This window comes from Mesorhizobium xinjiangense, from assembly GCF_009749525.1.
Classification (GTDB): domain Bacteria; phylum Pseudomonadota; class Alphaproteobacteria; order Rhizobiales; family Rhizobiaceae; genus Mangrovimarina; species Mangrovimarina xinjiangensis.
In genome coordinates, this window is sequence record NZ_WOAC01000002.1 from 127,885 (window position 1) to 147,077 (window position 19,193).

Here is a 19,193-nt window from a genome sequence, read left to right on the forward strand (position 1 = left end):
AGTCCTACCGTGAGAGAAGTTGGGGAAGCCAGGTCGAGACGGCGGGAACCGTCGATACGACCAGCAGCGAAAGGAGAAGGGGAAGGAAGAAGGGCAAGACACCTATGATGACCCTGTGCACCGGCATCCGCGCTATGATCGACATCATGTAGAGGCTCATGCCTATCGGCGGCGTCAGCAGGCCAATCATCAGGTTGAGGACGAACACGATTCCGAGTTGCAGCGGATCCAAGCCTGCAGCGTGGAGCGCCGGCGCGACGATCGGCGCAATGATCAGGATTGCCGCGATCGATTCCAGGAACATGCCGACGACGAGCAGCAGCAGATTGACCAGCAGCACAAGCACCAACGGATTGTCCGAGATGCCGAGCAGCCATTCCCCGACCACCGCCGGCACGCGATCGAGCGTCAATACCCATGCGAAGACTGCGGCGGTTGCGACGATGAAGAGTATGCCGCTGGTCGCCTCCACGGTCTCCCGCAGGCTCTCCCACACTGCCTTGAAGGTGAGTGTCCTGTAGACGAAAAAGCCGATGAGCAGCGCGTAGGCGACCGTCACGCCGGCGACTTCGGTCGGCCCGAAATAGCCGCTCAAAAGTCCGCCGATGAGCAAGATCGGGGCAGCGAGCGCCGGCAGCGAAATGAATGCCTTTTTCGCGACGGCGCGCAACGAGGGGCTCACTGTATCGCGCGGCAGATCGACCAGGCGCGCCATGACGGCGACTTGCGCCATCAGGAACAAGGTGATCAGCAGCGCCGGGACGATCCCTGCGATGAGCAGTTGAACCGCCGAGACATTGGTCACGCTGGCGTAGATGATGAGCGGGATGGATGGCGGGAAGATGGGACCGATGGTGGCGGCCGCGATGGTCAGACCCGCGCCGAATTCGCGCCGGTAACCCTGGGCGACCATCTGATCGATCTGGATCTTGCCGAGCGCGCCGATATCGGCGAGTGCAGCACCGGAGACACCGGAAAAGATCAGGCTGACGAGGATTGACACCTGCGCTACGGCGCCGCGAATGCGTCCGACGACGAGCCGTACCAGTTCGAAGATATGCCTGGTGACGCCCATCGCATTGAGCAGACTGGCTGCAAGGATGAACAACGGCACCGCGAGCAGGGGCGTGGAATCCAATGCGTTGACCGATCGCTGTGCGAGCACATGCACCGGCAATCCGAACGCCACGATGGTGACGGCCGAAGCCAGGCCCAGCGCAACCGCAATCGGCGCGCCGGCGACCAGACCGACGGCGAATATGGCGATCAGGACAAGGCTCATGGCAACATTCTGTCGGGAGATTCAGGCGAGCGCCTGGAGGAAGGCGTTGCGAGCCGCGATATCGTGACGATCGCAAGCAGCGTGAAGCTGATGATTGCGGGCGCATAGAATACCCAGTTGGGGATGCTGAGCGTCGGCGTTGCAAATTTCCAGGCGCGGCCGAGAAAGGCGTAGAGACTCCACAGCATGAGACAGGCGAATGCCAGCACCATCAGTTCGGTAAAATATGAAATCCATCGGCCTTGTTTCTCCGGCAGCATCATTGGAACCATATCGACTGCGACGTGCTGATCGCGAAGCGCTAGAAGCGGAACGCAGAGGAAGACGATTGCCACACCGCAAAAGCGCGACAGTTCATCGGCCCACGGCATGCCGGTGTTGAATAGGTTGCGGCCAATCACTTGGCCGACGACGAGCACGCAGATGAGAGCGAGCAGGAGCATCGCCAGCACGCGGCATGCACTTACCGCCCTGTTGAGAGCGCCACCTCGATCCGTGAGACCATCGTTCATGGCCGCATCCTCTCCTCAGCAAATATCAGCCGATTGCGCGGATCTTCTCGTACAGCGAACCGTACTTCTCACCGAAACGCTCATCGACCAGCTTGGAGACGGACGCGCGGAAAGCTTCGATGTCGAGCCCGTCTTCGGGACCAATCACCGTCATGCCAAGCTTGCGCAGCTCTTCGGTTTCCTTTTCCTCATTCTCTTGGATAGCCTTCGTCGCGCGTTCGCGGATCTCGAGCGAAGCCGTGGAAACCGCATCCTTCTGCGCATCGGTCAACCCCTGCCAGGCGTCCTCGTTCATGACGACCACCTCGGCATTGGACATATGGCCCGTCAGCATGAGATGCGACTGAACCTCGTAGAGCTTGACATTGAGGATGACGTTGACGGGGTTCTCCTGGCCCGCGACCACGCCTGTGGCGAGCGCGGTCGGCACCTCCGACCAGTCGACCGGCACGGGGGCGGCGCCCATACCCTCCACGGCGGTCTGATAGATCGGAAACGGTACGGCGCGGATCTTTTCGCCGGCAAGGTCAGCAGGCTTGTAGATGGCCTTGTTGCAGGTCAGATTCCGGCGCCCGAAATAGTGGGCGTAGATGACGCGGATATTGGCTGCCTCGATCAGGCCCTGATTGAGTTCCTGCATCACCGGCGAGTTGACGTCCATGACCTTCATCAGATGGTCGACATCGCGGTAAAGATAGGGCGTGTCTAGGGCACCAAAAAGCTCATAGAGCGAGCCGATGCCGCCCGCCGTGTTGTGCGAGAAAGCGATCGTTCCGAGCGACGCCGCTTCGGCCAGTTCCTGCAGCTTGCCAAGCTGCGAGGACGGGAATACCTGAACCGCGATGTCGCCGCCCGAATGCCTCGCGACGGCTTCGGCAAACCAGTCTGCCTGTGCGCCGGCAACGCTCGCCGGCTCGTTATTGTGACCGTAGCGAAGGGTCAGTGTTTGCGCAGCCGCCCAACGCGGAGTCATCGCGAGTGCACCCGCGCCGAGACCGAGAGCCATCGCTCCGCGACGGGTCAATGAATTCGTGTGCCTTGTCATGCGAACCTCCCTTGATGTGTTTGGAGGGGCCTCGACGGCGGGGTCGAGCCACTTCTCCTCCTCTTGACAGAAGGCTAGGAAGCGTCATGCTTCACGTCAAACATTCATTTTTGAGGTTTTTTGACGTGTCATCAGATCGTGGAAACCTGCCTTCGATGTCGGATGTCGCGGCCGCGGCACAAGTGTCGCTGGCAACGGTCGACCGCGTGTTCAACCGCCGCAAGGGTGTCAAACCGCGCACGGTCGACCGCGTGCTCAAGTCTGCCGTGGAACTCGGTTATATCGAGGTCGAGGAACGCAAGCTGTTGTCCGAGCCGCGCCCACCCAACATTGCATTTCTGTTGCCCAAAGGTGCCAATCCTTACCTGCGGCTGCTGGGCGAGAAAGTGCGCGCCATCGCTGAAACGAGGCTGCGCGACGAGATCCCGGTGCGCTGCTTCTTCATAGAAGGCTTTGATGCAGAGGCGCTGGCCACGGCCCTGCGTCATCACGCAGGGTGGGCGGACGGGATCGCCTTCATGGCAATCGACCATCCGCTGGTGCGCGAGGCGGCCGAGGAGGTGAGCGCTGGCGGCACGCGGCTGGTCACCATCGTTTCGGACTTGCCGCATCCAGGGCGGGAGGTCTATGTGGGGCTCGACAACCAGGCCGCCGGCAGGACTGCGGCGTTTCTTTTGGGACGATTCTGCCAGATGCGCGAGGGCAGTGTCGCCCTGGTCGCAGGCAGCCGCAATTACCGCGCCCACGCCGAACGCGAGATGGGTTTTCTGAGCCTGCTCGAAGAAGCACATCCCGGTCTGCGCGTGGTGGGCATGCGCGAGGGTCACGACGACCGCAATGAGAACTATCGCCATACGCTTTCGCTGCTCGAGCAGAATGCCGATCTCGTCGGCATCTACAATGTCGGCGGCTCGTCCGACGGTATTGGCCGGGCTCTTCGCGAACAGGGCAGGGGGAGCAACATCGTCTTCATAGGTCACGGCCTAACGCCGGATACCCGGCGCCTGCTGATCGAGGGTACGATGGACGTGGTGATCAATTCCGATCCCGATCAGATCATAACCCAGACGCTCGCCCGTTTCGCGCGCGCGCCGGATATGCGGACAAACGGCGACACACATCAGCGTCCGCTCGGCATGGAAGTGATCTTTCGCGAGAACATTCCGACGCGACTCAAATAGCGACGCAGTAGAATGCTATGTCACGTCGGCAGCCTGCTCCGATTTCCCTGACAAGACCTTGGTGCGAGAAGATGCAACCGTCGGCGCATTTTCACCGCTTCGTTGCATTTCCTCCGATACGTTCCACTTCGTAGTGACCCGGTTGCCCGGCGTCTTGTGCAGCAACAGCCGCGTGACATCGGGCCGTGAGCAGTGGCCCGCCGGGTCCGCTGCTGCCGTGGCGAGGGCGATCACGCTGAGGTCGATATCGGCATCGAGGCGGACGACGGAAAAGGCTTCAGACAGCGACCGAAACGGGTTCGGAGCCATCATCGGCAATGGGACGATCGAGCTTGCTCATCGCGCCAACTGCCGCCTTTTTGTCGTCGCGTTCGATCGCCTTGGCAAGTTGCTCGATCGTCCAGGCGATTTCGTGCCAGTTGAAAAGCCCCGTGCGCAGTCCGAAGACCTTAGGCACGTCGATCGATATCACCTTTTCACCCTGTGCGCTGAGCGCTTCGTGCAGCTTTTCTCCCGGGCGGATGCCGGTGAACTTGATCTGGATATCCTTGTAGGGCCTCTTGCCGGCCAGCCGGATCATCGTCTCGGCGACATCGAGGATCGAGACCGGCTCGCCCATGTCGAGCATATAGACGCTGAAATCGTCGAAGCGGGTGCGGGTCTGCGAATCGGCGGCCGCCATCAGCACCAGATCGACGGCCTCTCCGATCGTCATCAGATAGCGTGTCATCGCCCGGTCGGTGATGGTGACGGGACCACCGGCCTGGATCTGCTTGTGGAATATAGTCGCCACCGACCCATCGCTGCCGAAGACATTGCCGAAGCGCACCGCCACGAAATTGGTGCGCTTCTGGCCGGATTTGCGCGGTCCACGCTTCGTGTAGTGCAGCGCGCTGACGATCTGCTCGGCAAGGCGTTTCGTCAGGCCCAGCATCGAGGTCGGATCGGCCGCCTTGTCACTGGAAATCATGACGAAATGAGGCACCCCGCATTCGGCTGCCACCTCTGCGCAGGCCAGCGTGGCAAAGACGTTCGTCTTGATCGCCGACTCCCAGTTCTGCTCCAGGATGGGCACATGCTTCAGCGCGGCGGCGTGAAAGATCACATCCGGACGAAATTCGCCGACGATGCGGGTGAATTGCTGCCGGTCGCCGATGTCGAGGATACGGCAGGACAAGCGGTCGAGATCCTGCTGTCGTACATGATCCTTGAGCTGGAAGATGCCGAATTCGGAAATGTCAGCCACCAGCACGGATTTCGCCTGCATCTCGAGGCTTCGCCGGACAAGCGTGCGGCCGATCGAGCCGGCACCGCCCGTGACCAGGATTCGCTTGCCCTTGAGGAACTTGCTAAGCCGCTCGACGTCGGTCGGCACCGTCGAACGGCGCAGGATCGTTTCCATCTCGATGGCTTCGAGTACCATCTTTCCGCCGCGCGGCACCTGCGAGAAACCCGAGAACTGGACCACTGGAACGTCGTTCTGGCGCGCGATGCGGATGAGCTCGGAAAATTCCTTGAGCTCCTTCTCGACGCCCTGGCCGAAGATCAGGAGATCGATGCTGCTCGTGCCTTTCGTGTAGTCGTCGAGCACTTCGCGCAGCCGCGGCTGGCTGCCGACGACCGGCACGCCGCGCAGACGGGTGCCAACGGACACATCGTCATTCGTCGCCAGAATCCCCGCGATTCGATTGCCGTCCTGCACATTGGCTTCCGCAAAGCGGATGATCACGTCCGCCTCGTCCGGCTTACCCACGAAGAGGGCGCGCTTGCGCCGATCGCTGCGCCGGTCGAGCCCGAGGCTGTGCCAGCCCGCGCCTTCGCGCAGATAACGGTAAATGAGACGGGGTGCCGAGATGACGGTGAAGGCGACCAGGAAAAAGACGATGAACTGGCGTTCGTTCAGACCGGTCTGCGGGATAATGTTGCTCACCGCATGTGTCGCCAGATAAAGCGCGAGCGACAGAATGCCGCAACTGGTGATAATCCTGAAGAAGTCAGGTGTCGACGCGAAGCGCCACACAGTGTTGTAAAAGCCGCTGTAGCGGAACAGCAGATGGCTGAACAGGGCTACGCCAGTCCAAACGGCCAAGCCTTCGGCCGAAAATGGATCGAATGCCAGATTGGAGCGCGAAAGCAGCAGACTGATCGGGATAGTGACGAGCACCATCGCGACATCCAGCAGCATGATCAGCCAGCGTCGTGCCTTGGCATTCAATTTGGAGATGAATTCCAGCAGATTGGTCATCTCTGAAAACGCTCTTCGGGCAATTGGCACCCTTTGATCTCGTCCCCGTTTAGCGTGCCAGCCCCAAAATGCACGTCAGTATCCAACTGCTACGCTGTCGCATTTTCGTCGCCCTCGATTGTGAAATGGCCAATCAGCCCAGCTTCACCGCGTCAGCGTACAACGATTCCCTTCGCGGATTGTCGGAAAAATACTCAAACCACAACTGGGCAGCCAAAGACAAGCCGCAACTTGACACCCGTCCGCGCCAGGTGCCGGTGGGGCGACCCATGCATGACGAAAACAGCCAGCGCGGTAGCCATGATGCCGCCGGCCACAGCGATGAGATCGACAGCGAGACTGGCTCTTGCCAGTACAATGGCGGCGAGCGTGCCGACGAGGAGCGAAAGGCACGCAACGCGGCTCGTGAGCCAGTCGATGCTCCTGCCGCTGCGTAGCGCCAACTGGTAGGCGTGGACAGAATGCACTTGCAGCACGTTTTGCCCTCGCGTCAGACGCAGGAAATGGACCGACCTGATGGCGATCAAACACTACCTTGTCGGCGATCGGATGGAGTTCACCTCGGCTCAATGGAATGAGCCGGTGCCCGAGGTCTGGCCCGGTTCGGAGGACGCTGTGGCGACGTAGCACCAGGTCGCGGGGCGAGGGGGCGCCCCGACATCAACCACGGCGTTTGAAGGTGTTCAAATTGAGGCCGATGTTGCGGTCGGCACGCACCCATCTTTCTACATGTGCTTCTATGGGACCAAGGCTGCAGGATATTTCAAATGCATCGACCAGCGCTTCAGGACCTTCTGCAACCACCGTAACGGCGTCGGCCCCCCGCACCTCGACCCAGCCGCTCAGACAAAGCCGCTGCGCTCTCGCCACGGCGAAGGCAACAAAGGCCTCGCCCAGCTTGCCTTCGAACCGCAACTCGATTGCGCATTTGTGCGCTCCGCCTTTGCCCAGATCGCCGGTCAGATAGTCCACTTCGAATGCCTCCCTTCGGCGCGGCCGCGGGCACCAGCAGCGCCAAAACGCGCACCTAATTCGGCAACGAGCCGCTCACGCCCTCGACCAGCCAGTTCATGCCGAAGATCTCCTGATCGGGCAGGGTGGTGCCGGCCTCGGCCCTGACATTGCCGTCCTGATCCTTGAGTGGGCCGGCGAAGACATGCGTCTTTCCGCTGGCAAGATCAGCTTCGGCCTGCTTGATCGTGCCAAGCTGTTCCTCCGTCAGATCGTCGTTCCAGGCCGCTACCTTCACGGCACCGGAGGCCAGACCGCCGCGGAAGTCGGCGCCCTTGAAATCGCCGTCGAGCGCGGCCTGGAAGCTCTCGATGAAATAGTCGTTCCAGTCGTTTATCACCGATGCCAGAACGCTGTTGGGTCCATAGGCGCTCATGTCGGACGAGGTATTGACCACATAGACGCCTTCGGCCTCGGCCACGTTGACGACCGAGGGCGTATCCTGATGTAGCGAGAAGAGCACGTCGGCCCCTTGCGAGATCAGGGCGCGGGCGGCTTCCTGCGCCTTTGGTGGGTCGAACCAGGAGTTCAGCCACACGATCTTGATCTTGGCATCGGGATCCACCTTGTGAACTGCGAGCGTGATGGCGTTCACCGCCGCCACGACTTCCGGAATGGCAAAGGCGGCGACGATGCCGATCGTGTCCGATTCGGTCACCATGCCGGCGGCGAGTCCGCCGAGATAGAAACCTTCATAGTTACGGGCAGTGAAGGTGCCGAAATTGTCGGTTTGTTTGAAGCCGCTGGCGTGGATGAACGCGATGTCCGGATGCTGGCGCGCCAGGCGCAAGCCATCATTCATGTAGCCGAAGGAGCCCAGCATCACGAATTTGGCGCCATCTGTGACCATCTGGTTCATGATGCGTGCGGCGTCGGGACCTTCGGGAATATTCTCCACGACGATCGACTCCACCGCATCGCCGAACTTTTCCTCGATCGCCTCGCGGCCGAGGTCGAGTTGCTTCGCCCAGCCGACATCGGCCACCGGAGAGGGGTAGAGAAAGCTAATTTTCACCGGTTCCGCCTGAGTGGCCGTAGCGACAAACGCGGCTGCGGCGCCTGCGAGCCAGGCAACTATTCTCTTTCTTAATCTCATTTCGTTCTCCTCTGATGGTCTCAAGGACGCTTTATTGCGCCTCTCTGTAAACACGGCCCAAGGAAACGGGAGCATTGAGCCGGATACGGCGGCCATCCATCGACAAAAGGGCGATGGCGACGATGGTGGCGACGTAAGGGATGCTGGTTAGCAGTTGCGAGGGCACGCCGATGCCGGTGCTCTGCACCAGAAGCTCGGCGATGGAGGCGATGCCGAAGAGATAGGCGCCAATCATCACGCGACCGACGCGCCAGGTGCCGAAGACGACCAGTGCCACGACAATCCAGCCACGTCCGGCGATCATGCCGTCCGACCACAGCGTGGTCGAGGCCACCGAGATGAAGGCGCCGGCCACCCCGGCAAGGAATCCGCCGGCCAGCACCGCCAGGAGACGGACGAGCATGACGTTGTGTCCGATTGCATGGGAGGCCTCCGGCGATTCCCCGACGGCGCGGATGATCAAGCCAAGCTTCGAATATCTGAACAGCCACCACAGGCCCAGGGCGGCGAGCGGGGCGAGATAGACCAGCACCACGTGATTGAAGAGGCCCGGACCGATGACCGGGATATCCGAAAGGAACGGGATCGGCATCCTGGGCATCGGCGGCACGGTCTTGCTCTCGTAGGGCTTGCCGATCAGTGCGGCGAGCCCCACGCCGAGAATGCCGACGGCAAGCCCAGTCGCCACCTGGTTGCCGAGCGCGAGCAACACAACGGCGCCGAAAAGGGCGGCAAGAAGGGTCGAGACAAGCCCGCCGGCAAGGAAGGCCAGCCAGTAGCTCCCTGTTTCCATAACGACGATGAAGCCGATGGCCGCGCCAAGTGCCATCATGCCCTCGACGCTGAGATTGAGGATACCTGACTTTTCGGCGATGAGCTCGCCCAGAGCGGCGATTAGCAGCGGCGTGGCTGCGAGCATGGTACCGGCGAGGACGAAGGTGATCGTCTGCATCAGATCTGTGCCTCGCTTGCCGGGGCGGGGGGTCTCAGGCGTACGCGATAGTCGACGAAGAGCCGTGCGGCGATATAAGTGACGAGAAGGATTCCCTGCAGCACGGTGTTGAGTGCATAGGGCACGCCGGCGGCGGTCTGTGCAATATCACCGCCGACCAGGATAACGGCCATGAAGAAGGCGGCGAACAGAATTCCAACCGGGTTGAGCCCGCCGAGAAACGCCACGATAATGGCGGCAAAGCCGTATCCCGGCGAAATCACGCGCTGGAGCTGGCCAAGCGGTCCCGCGACCTCGAAAACGCCGGCGAGGCCGGCTGCGGCCCCACCGATCAGGAGGCTCAGCCACACCGCCTGCTTCTCGCTGAAGCCCGCATAACGCGCCGCATTCGGCGCCGTTCCACCCACTTCGAGCTTGTAGCCGATCATGCTCCGGCGCACGAGCAACCATGCCAGCGCCGTGGCGATCAGCGCGATGAAAAACGAGACGTTGACGCGGGTGCCGCCGACAAGGATCGGCAGCATTGCGGCGTCTGGAAAGAGGGCGGACTGCGGGAAATTGAATCCGAAGGGATCGCGCAGCGGGCCGGAGACAAGGTAGTAGAGAAGCTGCAGCGCAATGCTGTTCAGCATCAGTGTGACCAGTATCTCGTTGGCGTTGAAGCGGGCGCGCAGGAAGGCCGCCATCGCGGCCCAGGCCATGCCGAAACTCGCCCCGACGAGCACCATGGCCGGCAGCATCAGCGCCGATTGGCTGTCGTTGAAATAGATCGGTAACAGGCTGCCGCCGATGGCGCCGAGAATGAGCTGCCCCTCCGCACCGATATTCCAGACCTTGGCGCGAAAGCCGATCGCCAGGCCCTGGGCGATAAGGAGCAGCGGTGACATCTTCAATAGCACTTCGCCGATGTTGTAGCGGCCCGACAGCGGCGCGGCGTAGAGATAGTAGAGCGCACGCAGCGGCGGTACGCCCATGATGCTCATGAGGATAAGCGCGCCGACAATGGTGACGGCAATGGCGGTGCAGGGCGCGAGCAGCGCCGTGTAGCGGGTACGATGGACTCTGGTGTCGACGATCCAGGGGAGGCGGGTCATGCCAGCACGGCCTTCCGGGAAGATTCTGCGCTCAGGAAATCGCCCGTCATGTAGCTGCCGACCAGCCCGGTGCTGGCCTCGCTCCGCGCGATTGGCGGCGACAGCCGGCCGCGAAAGAGCACATGGACGCGGTCGGCCATTTCCAGCAGTTCCTCGAGCTCGTCGCTGATCACCAGAATGGCGGTGCCCTGATCGCGCAAGTCGATGAGCTGCTGGCGGATGGAAGCCGCGGCACCGACATCGACGCCCCAGGTCGGCTGCGAGGCGATCATGATTTTCGGCTTGAGCCGGATTTCGCGCCCAATGATGAACTTCTGCAGATTGCCGCCGGAAAGGCTTTGCGCCTCGGCATCCGATCCGCCGCAGCGCACGTCCATCTCCTTGATGCATTTTTCCGCGAATGCGCGCGCCGAATCGAAGGCGATCATGCCGCGCCGCACCATGCCAAGCCGGTGTGCCGTCAGAAGAACATTCTTCGTCAGGCTCATTTCAGGAACAGCGCCACGCCCATTGCGCTCCTCGGGTACGAAGGCCAAGCCGAGCTTGCGGCGTGCGCCGGCATCCACATCGCCGCACGGATTGCCGTCTATGACGAGGGCTGCGCGCTCAAGGGCAGGCAGCACCGTTTCGCCGGAAAGAATTGCTGCAAGCTCCCTCTGTCCGTTGCCCGAAACGCCGGCAATGCCGACGATCTCGCCTGGATAGAGCGGGAGGTCGATCTCTTTCAGTCTGGTGCCGAATGGATCTTCCGGCTGATGGTTCAGATTGCGAAGTTCCATCGCTGGCCGGTCTCCCGGATGCGGCGCGGTGCGATGCGAGCGCGGCAGATCATGGCCGATCATGAGACGGGCCAGCGTCTCGTTGGATTCGTTTGAGGGATCGACCTTGGCGACCACCCGCCCAGCCCGCATCACGGTGGCCGTGTGGCAGAGAGCGCGGATCTCCTCCAGCTTGTGGCTGATGAAGAGGATGGCGCAGCCTTCCGCCGCAAGCTTTCGCAACGTCGCGAAGAGTGGCGGGATACCGTTCGGCGGCAAGACCGAGGTGGGCTCGTCCATGATGATCAGAGCCGGCTCCTGCAATAGGCAGCGGATGATCTCGGCCCGCTGGCGCTGGCCGACCGAAAGGGAGTGGACGAGCGAGCGCGGGTCGACCGGCAGGCCGAAGCGCTCGCCAATCTCGACGATGCGCGGAGCAAGCCTGGCCGCAGTGTCACGCGTGGCGAGCGAGATGTTTTCGCCGACCGTGAGCGTTTCCAGCAGCGAGAAATGCTGGAACACCATACCGATCCCGAGGCTGCGCGCATGGGCGGGATTGCGGATCGAGACGTCCTCGCCGCGCCAGCGGATCTTGCCGGCATCCGGCGTCAGCACCCCGTAGATCATCTTCATCAGCGTGCTTTTGCCGGCGCCGTTCTCGCCGAGGATGGCGTGGATTTCGCCCGGATGGACGGTGAGCGAGACGTCGGCATTGGCGACGACCGTGGGGAACGATTTCGTCACGCCGGCCAGTTCGAGCAGCGGCTCACGGAGTTCGGGAGCCTTGATCCGTTCACGCGTGGCCACATCCGCCTTCATTCTCTCAGTCTCCCATTCCCTTCACGGCCGGCAGGTCTGTGTTCTTATCGCCGGTGGGAACGTGCATATTGTCACAAATCCAGCACCAGAAATTTCGATTTTGCCCGTGACACGCATGGCGTCATAAGCCGTCCGCTCTCATGTTCCTCGTCTGTCAGATAGAGGTCGTTGTGTTCGGGCTCGCCCTCGATCACTTGGGTGAGACATGTGCCGCACACGCCCTGTTCGCAACTCGTCTTGATCTCCACTCCGGCTTCGCGCAGCACTTCTATGATCGGCTTGTCGGAGGGGACGAGAAGCTCGATCCCGCGCTTAGCAAGCCGCACGACGAACTCGCCCTTGCCAGGCTCAAGTTTCGGCGGCTCGGCCGAGAAATGCTCAAGTACGATCGATCCCGCTGGCCAGCCGGCTTCCTCGGCAGAACCGCGCACCACGTCCATGAACGGATTCGGCCCACACAGATAGATCGCGTCGTCTTCGGCCGGACTGCTCAGGATTTCATCGAGCGCGTCGTTCAGGAGCGGCGGCACGAGGCCGAAATGGTAGAAGACGCGCTCCCCCCACGCGCTTTTGGTGATCAGATCCTGGAAGGCAAGCTCCTGGTTGGAGCGGGCGAAATAGTGAAGCTGGAAATCCGCATCGCGCGCGGCCAGCGCCTGCGCCATGCTGAGGAGCGGCGTAACCCCGATGCCGCCGGCCAGCAGCAGGCTGCGGCCCCTGTTCTGCCTCAGCGCGAAATTGTGCTTGGGCCGACCTATGCGCACCGTGGCACCTTCCGTAAGCCGGCTATGCATGGCATTGGAGCCGCCACGTCCGTTTTCCTCGCGTTTCACGCCGAGAACGTAGCAGGAGCAGTCGGCCGGGTCGTTGACCAGGGAATATTGCCGCTGCAGGCCAGGCATGGGATAGACGTCGATATGGGCGCCCGCCTCGAAGGGCGGCAGTGCACCGCCATTCACCGGTGCAAGCACGAAGCTGCGGATCTCCGAGGTTTCGGCTCGGACCCGCTTCACGATGACCTCCAGTTCGCCCGCCTCCCCGGCCATCAGGTAAACTCCGCAATTCCGGACATGGGCTGGAAGCGAGGCAGCCGGCGAAAGGCGCGCATCCAGTTGCGCAGGGCCGGATAGTCCTCGTGGCCGATGCCGCCGTCGCCGGCAAGCGCCGTATAGGGAAAGCAGGCAATGTCAGCGACGGTAGGTTCTTCACCAACGATCCACTGGCCGCCCTCTATCTCCCGCTCCGTCAGATGGTCGTCGAGGATTCGGAAGGCCGCATGGGCGTTCCGGCGCGCAGCCTCGATATCGAGCCTGTAACCCATCACGTCGTGAAGCCGCGCTGCGGATGCTGCCATCAGCTCGCCGCCGGCGAACATCAGCCACATCATCACCTGGCCGAAGCGCGCAGGATCGTGCGGTAGCCACCGGCCGCTTGCATCGTATTTGTTGGCGATGTGGCACAGGATCGCCTGAGCGTCTCGCAGCCTTGTGCCATCATCGTCGAGGACGGGAATCTGGCCGAGCGGATTGATTTCGAGGAAGTCGAGGCTCTTGTGCTGGCGGCCGGGGTAGAAGTCGATCTTCTCGACCTCGTAATCGAGTTCGAGGAAATCGAGCAGCAGGCGCACCTTATAGCAGCTTCCCGAAAGCCCATAGTCATGAAGCTTGATTGCCATGGTCCCTCAGGCCGCCTGTTTCTCGTAGATGCCGAATTGCAGATTCATCGCCTTCAGCCATCGCCGGAACGCAATGGAGCTGGCATCGGCCCTGGTCGGCAGTTCGATCGTCGGGTCAAGTGGCAAAAGGGTGGGGCGCTGGTTCTCCAGAATGATCCGATCCTGCAGGAAGATGCCCTGCTGAAAATCGATGATGCCCTCCGGCGTGCTGATCTCGTCGACCAGCGCCATCGGCATGTAGGCCAGGCATTCGGTCTCGGCCATCGGCTGCACGAAGAGGCAGATGGCGTCGTTGCGTGCCGGATCACCGAACACGTTCTTGTAAAGCATGACACTGAAGGGCGACATGACGCGGTACACATAGTCCGTCATCTGTCCGCCGGCCGAAGCCGTGGACGCGGCCGGCTGATAGAACTTGCAATCGAGCGCCCAGATCTCGTCGACATCCTTGCGGTGCTCGGTCTTGTAGGCCAGCACCTCCGTCTGATCCGGCGCGCCCAACACATTGGTGTGCACGAAGGAGAAATGCGCCATGTCGAGAAAATTCTCAATGATGCGGTAGGGGCTGGTGCGCACGCCGACGCTGCCGCAACCGATGATGCGGCGATCATCCTCGTCGAATTCAGCGATGACCGGTAGCGGCCGTGTCGGGTTGCCGAGCGTGGTGAAGATGCAGGTGTAGCGCACCTGCACAGGAAGTGTGCGCCCGGTGGCGCCGTTTTCCTCAATGACGGCCACCTCGTATTCCTCCGCGCCCTTGCGCGAGACACAGATTTCCTGTCCGAAGATCACCGTGTCGTAGCTTTGGCCCATCGGCACCTGGCCGTGCCAGCCGCAGGCGACCCATTCGTTGAGCACGACCTGGTCCGTCGTTACCGCCATATCAGCCTCCTTCTTCAGGTCGCTATTGCGCTTCCAGGGCGCAGCGCAGGCGTTGCATCTTTCGTGCCAGTTCCAGGCGCTGCCCGGATGCCCGGGCATCCTCGCCTCTGGCAACCACATGCAGCCCGGCCTTGTCCGCCCCTACGGCTTGGATGGCGATCAGCAAGGTCAGGCCGCTGCCGGTCTCGATCGTCGCGATTCCGTCGCCGCCATTGCCTGCTTTGGCGTCGGGAACGCCGCAGTCGGCGCCTCGCAACCGGTCAGCGGTGGTTTCGGCCGGGCAGTTGACATAGAGGCTGCGCAGGGGGTGCCATCCCTCTTCCGGGCCGAGATCGGGTAGAGGAGAGGAGGGCTCGTCGGCAAGATTCGTCCACAAGATGCCGTAGCGCGTCGTCGCCGGGTAGACCTTGGCGCAAATCGTCTTGGGCGGGGTCAATTCCGGGTGCGCCGGGATCGAGACGCACTGGCCGCCGCTTTCATAACCCCAGCCGTGATAGATGCAGCGCAAGGTGTCGCCGCGTACGAAGCCGAAACTCAAGCGCATGCCACGGTGCGGGCATCGGTCGTGCCAGATATTCGGTTGCCCGTTCTCACCACGCCAGATGGCGAGCGGATGGCCGTCGACAATTGCCGGGTTGGATGAGCCGGGCTCGACCTGATGCTCAAGGCCGACGGCAGTCCACCGATCGCGGAATTCTCCCAACGCTTTGTTCCCTTCACTTGTCGCGCCTGTCGCTTGCCGACACGATTCTTGGTGTTTGACCGAGCCTATGAATGATTGACCGCCGCGCACAGATGGATATTTTGAAACGGATGTACGAAAACATTGAACACTTCTTATCCTGATGCAGATCGACGACGTTCTTGTTTTCCTTCAAATCGCCTCGACGGGCTCCCTGTCGGCGGCTGCCCGCGCCGCCTACAAGCCGAAGGCGACCATCAGCCACCAGCTCCGGAGGCTCGAGGAGGAGTTGGGCACGGAGTTGTTCACGCGCTCGGCCAACAAGCTCGTGCTCAACGATGCCGGCCTGAGCTTTCTCGATCACGCCAAGAACATCCGCCGCGCGTGCGAGCGCGGAATCGACGCCGCCCGGCGCAGTCGCAACATCACCTTCGGCACGCTGCGGGTGGCATCGTCTGGGGAATTTTCGTCGAACCTCGTCGGCCCGCTTGTCCTTCACTTCGCGCGGCATCATCCGCAATTGCGGCTGGAGGTCATGGTGCTGCGTGGCGACGCCTTGTTGCGTTCGCGCGACAGTCTCGACTGCATTCTCTATCTCGGCGAACCGCCGATGCCCCAAGTGGCAGAATTGACGGCAAGGCTGCTCGGCCGATTTTCCTTCGGCCTTTATGCAAGCCCCAGCTATCTGGCCAGAAACGGCGTGCCGCAGTCGCCGTCAGAACTGAGGACGCATGAGCTGATCGGGTTCCACAACGGCGAAAGCACCACTTTGTGGGAATTGAAGGACGGGGAGCGGGAATTCAGTCTTCACCCCAGCACGAAATTTCTCACCAACGATTATTGGGTGCTCAAACTCGCCGCCATTCACGATCACGGCATCGCGTTCATGCCGACATTTTTTGCCAGTCTCGAAGTCGCGAACAGCCTGTTGACACCCGTCCTGCCGGAATGGCGCTCGCCAGAGGTACCGATGTATGCGCTGTTTGCCAGCCATCGCATGGCAAACCCGAATTTGCGGACATTGATTGACTCCGTCTCTCAAAATTTTCAGGAAATATTCGACTACGACTACTACGCTTGCAGAAACGACGCGCTGACCAACAGCGACAATCGTTTGGAACGCGTATGACGCTTGCAGGGAAGCCCTGTCTGCAAACAGCGACTTTTCCGCAACATCAGATGCTGCGCCCTCCTGTCCGTGCAACGCGCGATGTAAGCTTTCTGCTCAATTTGCATATTTGCATGGGCATGAGCAAAGCGACTGCCTTGGGCTCAGAGCGGGCTTCTGTGAGTCATTGAGCAGTTTCCAGAAATAAGCGGGCCGACGCCCTGGGAGGATTAAAGGGCGCCGGCCCGACGGTTTCCCCTCAGGCCACCGCAACCTAACCGTGAAATATTCGATGACGTTACGTCAAATACAAGATCCAGCATCGTATTGGTCCAGGATTTCAACGTTGAATTCGTGACAGGTGCCAGTGGGAGACCGGGAAGGAGAAAGAAAGCGGGCCTTCCTGCCGTAAGATCGACGCGGAACAGGTTCTCTGCTACTTCCCGCATTTCTCGGCGGACAGGAGAGCGCGATGTCAAGGCAGACCATCATCCCAACCGAGCTCGAAGCCGTCTACGCGAACTGGCATTTCGCCCCAGCCGTGATCTCAAACGGGATGATCTACTGTTCGGGCATCATTGGCACGAGCGCGGACGGGCAGGCAGGAGACGATGCCAGCGCGTTCGACGGAGTCCGGTCAACACTGCAGGATAGTCGAGCCTCCTTGAGCGATCTCAAGGCCGTTGATGACCCCGAACAGCAGTTTAGCACCGCTTTCGAGGTGCTCGCGGCAATCTTGGCCGAGGCAGGAGCAGGACTTGGCCATGTCGTCGAGCTTGTGACCTATCACGTCGAAATTCGACGCTACATGGATACCTTCGTGAAGATAAAAGATCGCTACATAGGCGAACCCTATCCAGCCTGGACGGCCGTCGGGGTGAGCGAGTTGATCGTTCCAGGCGGCCTCGTGGAGTTACGCGCGGTGGCGGCAAAGGACAATTGAATACCTACTGATGGGCCGTCGTCAGCGACTTGCCAGTGTCATTGCGTAATCAGCTATCTGGTCGCCATACCGTATCTGGATTTCGGCAATGCCGACCCCGACTCCGGCCGCAACAACTGCCAACAGGAAGAATACAGTCTTGCTCATTGCTCAGCCCTATTTGCGCTCGGGCTGAAATATCACCACGGGAATGAGCAAAAGTCTATCGGGCGACGAAGCGCGACAGGGTCTTGTACATGGGGCAACTATCAGAAGGCCAACGATTCTACGACCTTCAATGTGCCCTATCAGCAAGGGCCGGGATCAGCGGGAGAGAGGCCCACTCAGGCAATCCTGTCAGCGGGCTTCTGTGAGCCACTGAGCGGCTTCCAGAAATAAACGGGCCGACGCCCTGGGAGGAGAAATGAAGCGCCGGCCCGGCGGGACTTACCCCCTCAAGTCCGCCGCAACCTGACCGTGACCGATTCGGTGACGTTACGTCAAATCAGCCCTTGCGGATGACCTTGTTGACTATGAGTCCCACCACGATCTGGACAACCGCCCCCTGCAACGCCGCCTCCGACCAATTGGCCGACCATGGCTCCAATGTCCATTCCGCCAGCGCCACCGGCGAGGCCCATGACTGAGCTGAGAAGTGTGCCACCACCGACACCACCAACCGCGCCGGCGATCATGTTACCCATGTTTCCAAGATCGGAATCCTTGACGGCTTTTCCTCCGCCAGCACCGCCGATCACGCCGCCAACGAGCTGTGCAATAAGTCCTTCCATACGTCCCTCTCCATTCAGCGCTTAGCCCCTATTTACGCCCAGGCTGAAATATCATCATGGCGCTGAGCAAAAGTCCATCGGTCGCCTACAGAAGGAACCAGCCAGCACCGACGAACAGGAGCCTGACCGCAATATCGGCGAGTATGGCCGTGAGATTGTGCTGCGGCGGTTCACTCGTCATTTTCTTGGCCTTACTCCCGACTCTTCTTCTTTTGCACCTGACGTTTTGCCCTCAAACCTTGGCCGAGCCGCGGAACGATGGGCCGGATGAAATCGCGCCCGAGCGGCTGCACGAGATCGGCCCTTCCATCAACGACATGCTGGCCGACCTACTGCGCGTGCGCGTCACGCGCTTTGCGGACGGCATCGTTCATCGTGTCGACGGCATGGCGACCGAGCCCACCTTCGCCGGCGACACGGGCCTCCTGGCCGGCATGACGTTCTATCTACGCCCGAAAGTCCGACGCGGCGTCGAGGGCGGGATGATGCTTTCCTACACGGACGCTGATGGTAACGTTCGGCGGCCCGCATACGCCGCCAACAAGCCGCGTGGCGGCAAACGCCCACATCGCACCAAGGCGGCCGTGCAGGCGTACCTGGATCGGCCTGCAGCCGCTGCGTCGCCCTTGCGCACGGAAGGCTACCAGCGCCCCATGTCCGGCGCGCCGGCATTGCCGGCGATGTACGACCCGTTGCCTGGCGTCGAGGAGGCACGCGCCGTGCTTGCCGAAGCATATGCCAACGACAACACGCCGGCGGTAACGAAATGCCCACCGGCGATCGCCAAGGGCGCACGGTTCATAGCCGGCATTGTCGGCGCGAAACAGACGGCTTCCGTTCCGGCGCCGGCATGGCACGAGCCGGAGGCAAAACCCTTGTCGCCGGTCATAGAGGAGGTCGCGGCGCGGGGAAATTTGACGAGCATCGGCAGGCTGCTGGGCTATCGTGGCGGCTATGCGGATCGGGCCGGCAAACGGGCGCTTCTTGCAGAAGCCAAGAAGATGGTGACCGCAAACGATAACGCGATGAAAAAAATCGCGGCGTAGGTGCCAAATCGCGCCGAGCGGGCGCGTATAATATGTAAGGGCAACGATCCCCAACCAGTTTTCGCGCTCGGTCTCCTCCTCCTTGTTCCGAG

General features: G+C 61.3%; 19 protein-coding genes and 2 pseudogenes. 5 read left to right on the top strand and 16 right to left on the bottom strand.

Features of this window, described 5'->3' with window-relative positions; genetic code table 11:
* Positions 1-4 precede the first annotated feature (4 nt).
* The 3 genes from GM909_RS02875 to GM909_RS02885 form a co-directional block, all read right to left on the bottom strand.
* The gene (locus tag GM909_RS02875; protein WP_157014702.1) at positions 5-1,282 is read right to left on the bottom strand and encodes a TRAP transporter large permease; all 1,278 of its coding nucleotides are present in this window, start codon (positions 1,280-1,282) and stop codon (positions 5-7) included.
* Positions 1,279-1,725 (bottom strand): TRAP transporter small permease, encoded by a 447-nt coding sequence (locus tag GM909_RS02880; RefSeq protein WP_235911629.1) that lies wholly within the window; start codon positions 1,723-1,725, stop codon positions 1,279-1,281. Before GM909_RS02880 ends, GM909_RS02875 begins: the two co-directional genes overlap by 4 nt.
* Positions 1,726-1,819: 94 nt before the next feature.
* Positions 1,820-2,839, bottom strand: a complete 1,020-nt coding sequence (locus GM909_RS02885) for a TRAP transporter substrate-binding protein (protein WP_157014704.1) — start codon at positions 2,837-2,839, stop codon at positions 1,820-1,822.
* Between the two features lie 155 nt (positions 2,840-2,994).
* Between GM909_RS02885 and GM909_RS02890 the strand changes: the two genes are divergently transcribed.
* Complete coding sequence (locus GM909_RS02890) at positions 2,995-4,020, top strand: LacI family DNA-binding transcriptional regulator (protein ID WP_157014705.1); 1,026 nt, start codon at positions 2,995-2,997, stop codon at positions 4,018-4,020.
* 15 nt (positions 4,021-4,035) lie between these two features.
* Here GM909_RS02890 and GM909_RS25965 read toward each other — a convergent pair.
* Both GM909_RS25965 and GM909_RS02900 read right to left on the bottom strand, forming a co-directional pair.
* A pseudogene (locus tag GM909_RS25965) lies at positions 4,036-4,278 on the bottom strand (hypothetical protein); the annotation flags it as partial.
* A 19-nt stretch (positions 4,279-4,297) separates the two neighbouring features.
* Complete coding sequence (locus GM909_RS02900; RefSeq protein ID WP_157014706.1) at positions 4,298-6,265, bottom strand: nucleoside-diphosphate sugar epimerase/dehydratase; 1,968 nt, start codon at positions 6,263-6,265, stop codon at positions 4,298-4,300.
* A gap of 125 nt (positions 6,266-6,390) precedes the next feature.
* On the opposite strand from GM909_RS02900, the gene GM909_RS02905 reads away from it, so the two are divergent.
* The gene (locus tag GM909_RS02905; protein ID WP_157014707.1) at positions 6,391-6,702 is read left to right on the top strand and encodes a hypothetical protein; all 312 of its coding nucleotides are present in this window, start codon (positions 6,391-6,393) and stop codon (positions 6,700-6,702) included.
* Between the two features lie 223 nt (positions 6,703-6,925).
* Here GM909_RS02905 and GM909_RS02910 read toward each other — a convergent pair whose 3' ends face one another.
* The 9 genes from GM909_RS02910 to GM909_RS02950 all read right to left on the bottom strand — a co-directional run bounded on the left by GM909_RS02910 (position 6,926) and on the right by GM909_RS02950 (position 15,255).
* On the bottom strand, positions 6,926-7,237 hold the full coding sequence (locus tag GM909_RS02910) for an acylphosphatase (RefSeq protein WP_198174105.1): 312 nt from the start codon (positions 7,235-7,237) through the stop codon (positions 6,926-6,928).
* 55 nt (positions 7,238-7,292) lie between these two features.
* Positions 7,293-8,291 (bottom strand): BMP family ABC transporter substrate-binding protein, encoded by a 999-nt coding sequence (locus GM909_RS02915; RefSeq protein ID WP_198174106.1) that lies wholly within the window; start codon positions 8,289-8,291, stop codon positions 7,293-7,295.
* 112 nt (positions 8,292-8,403) lie between these two features.
* A complete protein-coding gene (locus tag GM909_RS02920) occupies positions 8,404-9,324 on the bottom strand; it encodes an ABC transporter permease (RefSeq protein WP_157014710.1) in 921 nt (306 codons plus the stop codon).
* The gene (locus GM909_RS02925; protein WP_157014711.1) at positions 9,324-10,418 is read right to left on the bottom strand and encodes an ABC transporter permease; all 1,095 of its coding nucleotides are present in this window, start codon (positions 10,416-10,418) and stop codon (positions 9,324-9,326) included. Before GM909_RS02925 ends, GM909_RS02920 begins: the two co-directional genes overlap by 1 nt.
* Positions 10,415-11,995, bottom strand: a complete 1,581-nt coding sequence (locus GM909_RS02930; RefSeq protein WP_157014712.1) for an ABC transporter ATP-binding protein — start codon at positions 11,993-11,995, stop codon at positions 10,415-10,417. The genes GM909_RS02925 and GM909_RS02930 overlap by 4 nt, the downstream gene beginning before the upstream one ends.
* Before the next feature lie 71 nt (positions 11,996-12,066).
* On the bottom strand, positions 12,067-13,041 hold the full coding sequence (locus GM909_RS02935) for a PDR/VanB family oxidoreductase (protein ID WP_157014713.1): 975 nt from the start codon (positions 13,039-13,041) through the stop codon (positions 12,067-12,069).
* Positions 13,041-13,670: a glutathione S-transferase family protein gene (locus tag GM909_RS02940; RefSeq protein ID WP_157014714.1), complete on the bottom strand. Its 630-nt coding sequence runs from the start codon at positions 13,668-13,670 to the stop codon at positions 13,041-13,043. The genes GM909_RS02935 and GM909_RS02940 overlap by 1 nt, the downstream gene beginning before the upstream one ends.
* A 6-nt stretch (positions 13,671-13,676) precedes the next feature.
* On the bottom strand, positions 13,677-14,552 hold the full coding sequence (locus GM909_RS02945; protein WP_157014715.1) for an aromatic ring-hydroxylating oxygenase subunit alpha: 876 nt from the start codon (positions 14,550-14,552) through the stop codon (positions 13,677-13,679).
* 22 nt (positions 14,553-14,574) lie between these two features.
* Positions 14,575-15,255 (bottom strand): Rieske (2Fe-2S) protein, encoded by a 681-nt coding sequence (locus GM909_RS02950; protein ID WP_157014716.1) that lies wholly within the window; start codon positions 15,253-15,255, stop codon positions 14,575-14,577.
* 142 nt (positions 15,256-15,397) lie between these two features.
* On the opposite strand from GM909_RS02950, the gene GM909_RS02955 reads away from it, so the two are divergent.
* Both GM909_RS02955 and GM909_RS02960 read left to right on the top strand, forming a co-directional pair.
* A complete protein-coding gene (locus GM909_RS02955; protein WP_157014717.1) occupies positions 15,398-16,363 on the top strand; it encodes a LysR family transcriptional regulator in 966 nt (321 codons plus the stop codon).
* A 451-nt stretch (positions 16,364-16,814) separates the two neighbouring features.
* A complete protein-coding gene (locus GM909_RS02960; RefSeq protein WP_157014718.1) occupies positions 16,815-17,285 on the top strand; it encodes a RidA family protein in 471 nt (156 codons plus the stop codon).
* A gap of 21 nt (positions 17,286-17,306) precedes the next feature.
* On the opposite strand, the gene GM909_RS26230 is transcribed toward GM909_RS02960, so the two are convergent.
* A complete protein-coding gene (locus tag GM909_RS26230; RefSeq protein WP_268890727.1) occupies positions 17,307-17,432 on the bottom strand; it encodes a hypothetical protein in 126 nt (41 codons plus the stop codon).
* 337 nt (positions 17,433-17,769) lie between these two features.
* Positions 17,770-18,055 (bottom strand): annotated as a pseudogene (locus tag GM909_RS02965) (hypothetical protein).
* Between the two features lie 56 nt (positions 18,056-18,111).
* On the opposite strand from GM909_RS02965, the gene GM909_RS02970 reads away from it, so the two are divergent.
* Positions 18,112-19,101, top strand: coding sequence for a hypothetical protein (locus GM909_RS02970; RefSeq protein ID WP_157014719.1), 990 nt, complete (start codon positions 18,112-18,114; stop codon positions 19,099-19,101).
* The last annotated feature ends 92 nt before the right edge of the window (positions 19,102-19,193 follow it).

Bases quoted from the DNA above. Each gene is read 5' to 3' on its own strand.
- GM909_RS02875 (WP_157014702.1), bottom strand. From the start codon at position 1,282: ATGAGCCTTGTCCTGATCGCCATATTCGCCGTCGGTCTGGTCGCCGGC.
- GM909_RS02880 (WP_235911629.1), bottom strand. From the start codon at position 1,725: ATGCTCCTGCTCGCTCTCATCTGCGTGCTCGTCGTCGGCCAAGTGATT.
- GM909_RS02885 (WP_157014704.1), bottom strand. From the start codon at position 2,839: ATGACAAGGCACACGAATTCATTGACCCGTCGCGGAGCGATGGCTCTC.
- GM909_RS02890 (WP_157014705.1), top strand. From the start codon at position 2,995: ATGTCGGATGTCGCGGCCGCGGCACAAGTGTCGCTGGCAACGGTCGAC.
- GM909_RS02900 (WP_157014706.1), bottom strand. From the start codon at position 6,265: ATGACCAATCTGCTGGAATTCATCTCCAAATTGAATGCCAAGGCACGA.
- GM909_RS02905 (WP_157014707.1), top strand. From the start codon at position 6,391: ATGGCCAATCAGCCCAGCTTCACCGCGTCAGCGTACAACGATTCCCTT.
- GM909_RS02920 (WP_157014710.1), bottom strand. From the start codon at position 9,324: ATGCAGACGATCACCTTCGTCCTCGCCGGTACCATGCTCGCAGCCACG.
- GM909_RS02925 (WP_157014711.1), bottom strand. From the start codon at position 10,418: ATGACCCGCCTCCCCTGGATCGTCGACACCAGAGTCCATCGTACCCGC.
- GM909_RS02930 (WP_157014712.1), bottom strand. From the start codon at position 11,995: ATGAAGGCGGATGTGGCCACGCGTGAACGGATCAAGGCTCCCGAACTC.
- GM909_RS02935 (WP_157014713.1), bottom strand. From the start codon at position 13,041: ATGGCCGGGGAGGCGGGCGAACTGGAGGTCATCGTGAAGCGGGTCCGA.
- GM909_RS02940 (WP_157014714.1), bottom strand. From the start codon at position 13,670: ATGGCAATCAAGCTTCATGACTATGGGCTTTCGGGAAGCTGCTATAAG.
- GM909_RS02945 (WP_157014715.1), bottom strand. From the start codon at position 14,552: ATGGCGGTAACGACGGACCAGGTCGTGCTCAACGAATGGGTCGCCTGC.
- GM909_RS02955 (WP_157014717.1), top strand. From the start codon at position 15,398: ATGCAGATCGACGACGTTCTTGTTTTCCTTCAAATCGCCTCGACGGGC.
- GM909_RS02960 (WP_157014718.1), top strand. From the start codon at position 16,815: ATGTCAAGGCAGACCATCATCCCAACCGAGCTCGAAGCCGTCTACGCG.
- GM909_RS26230 (WP_268890727.1), bottom strand. From the start codon at position 17,432: ATGAGCAAGACTGTATTCTTCCTGTTGGCAGTTGTTGCGGCCGGAGTC.
- GM909_RS02970 (WP_157014719.1), top strand. From the start codon at position 18,112: ATGGCGCTGAGCAAAAGTCCATCGGTCGCCTACAGAAGGAACCAGCCA.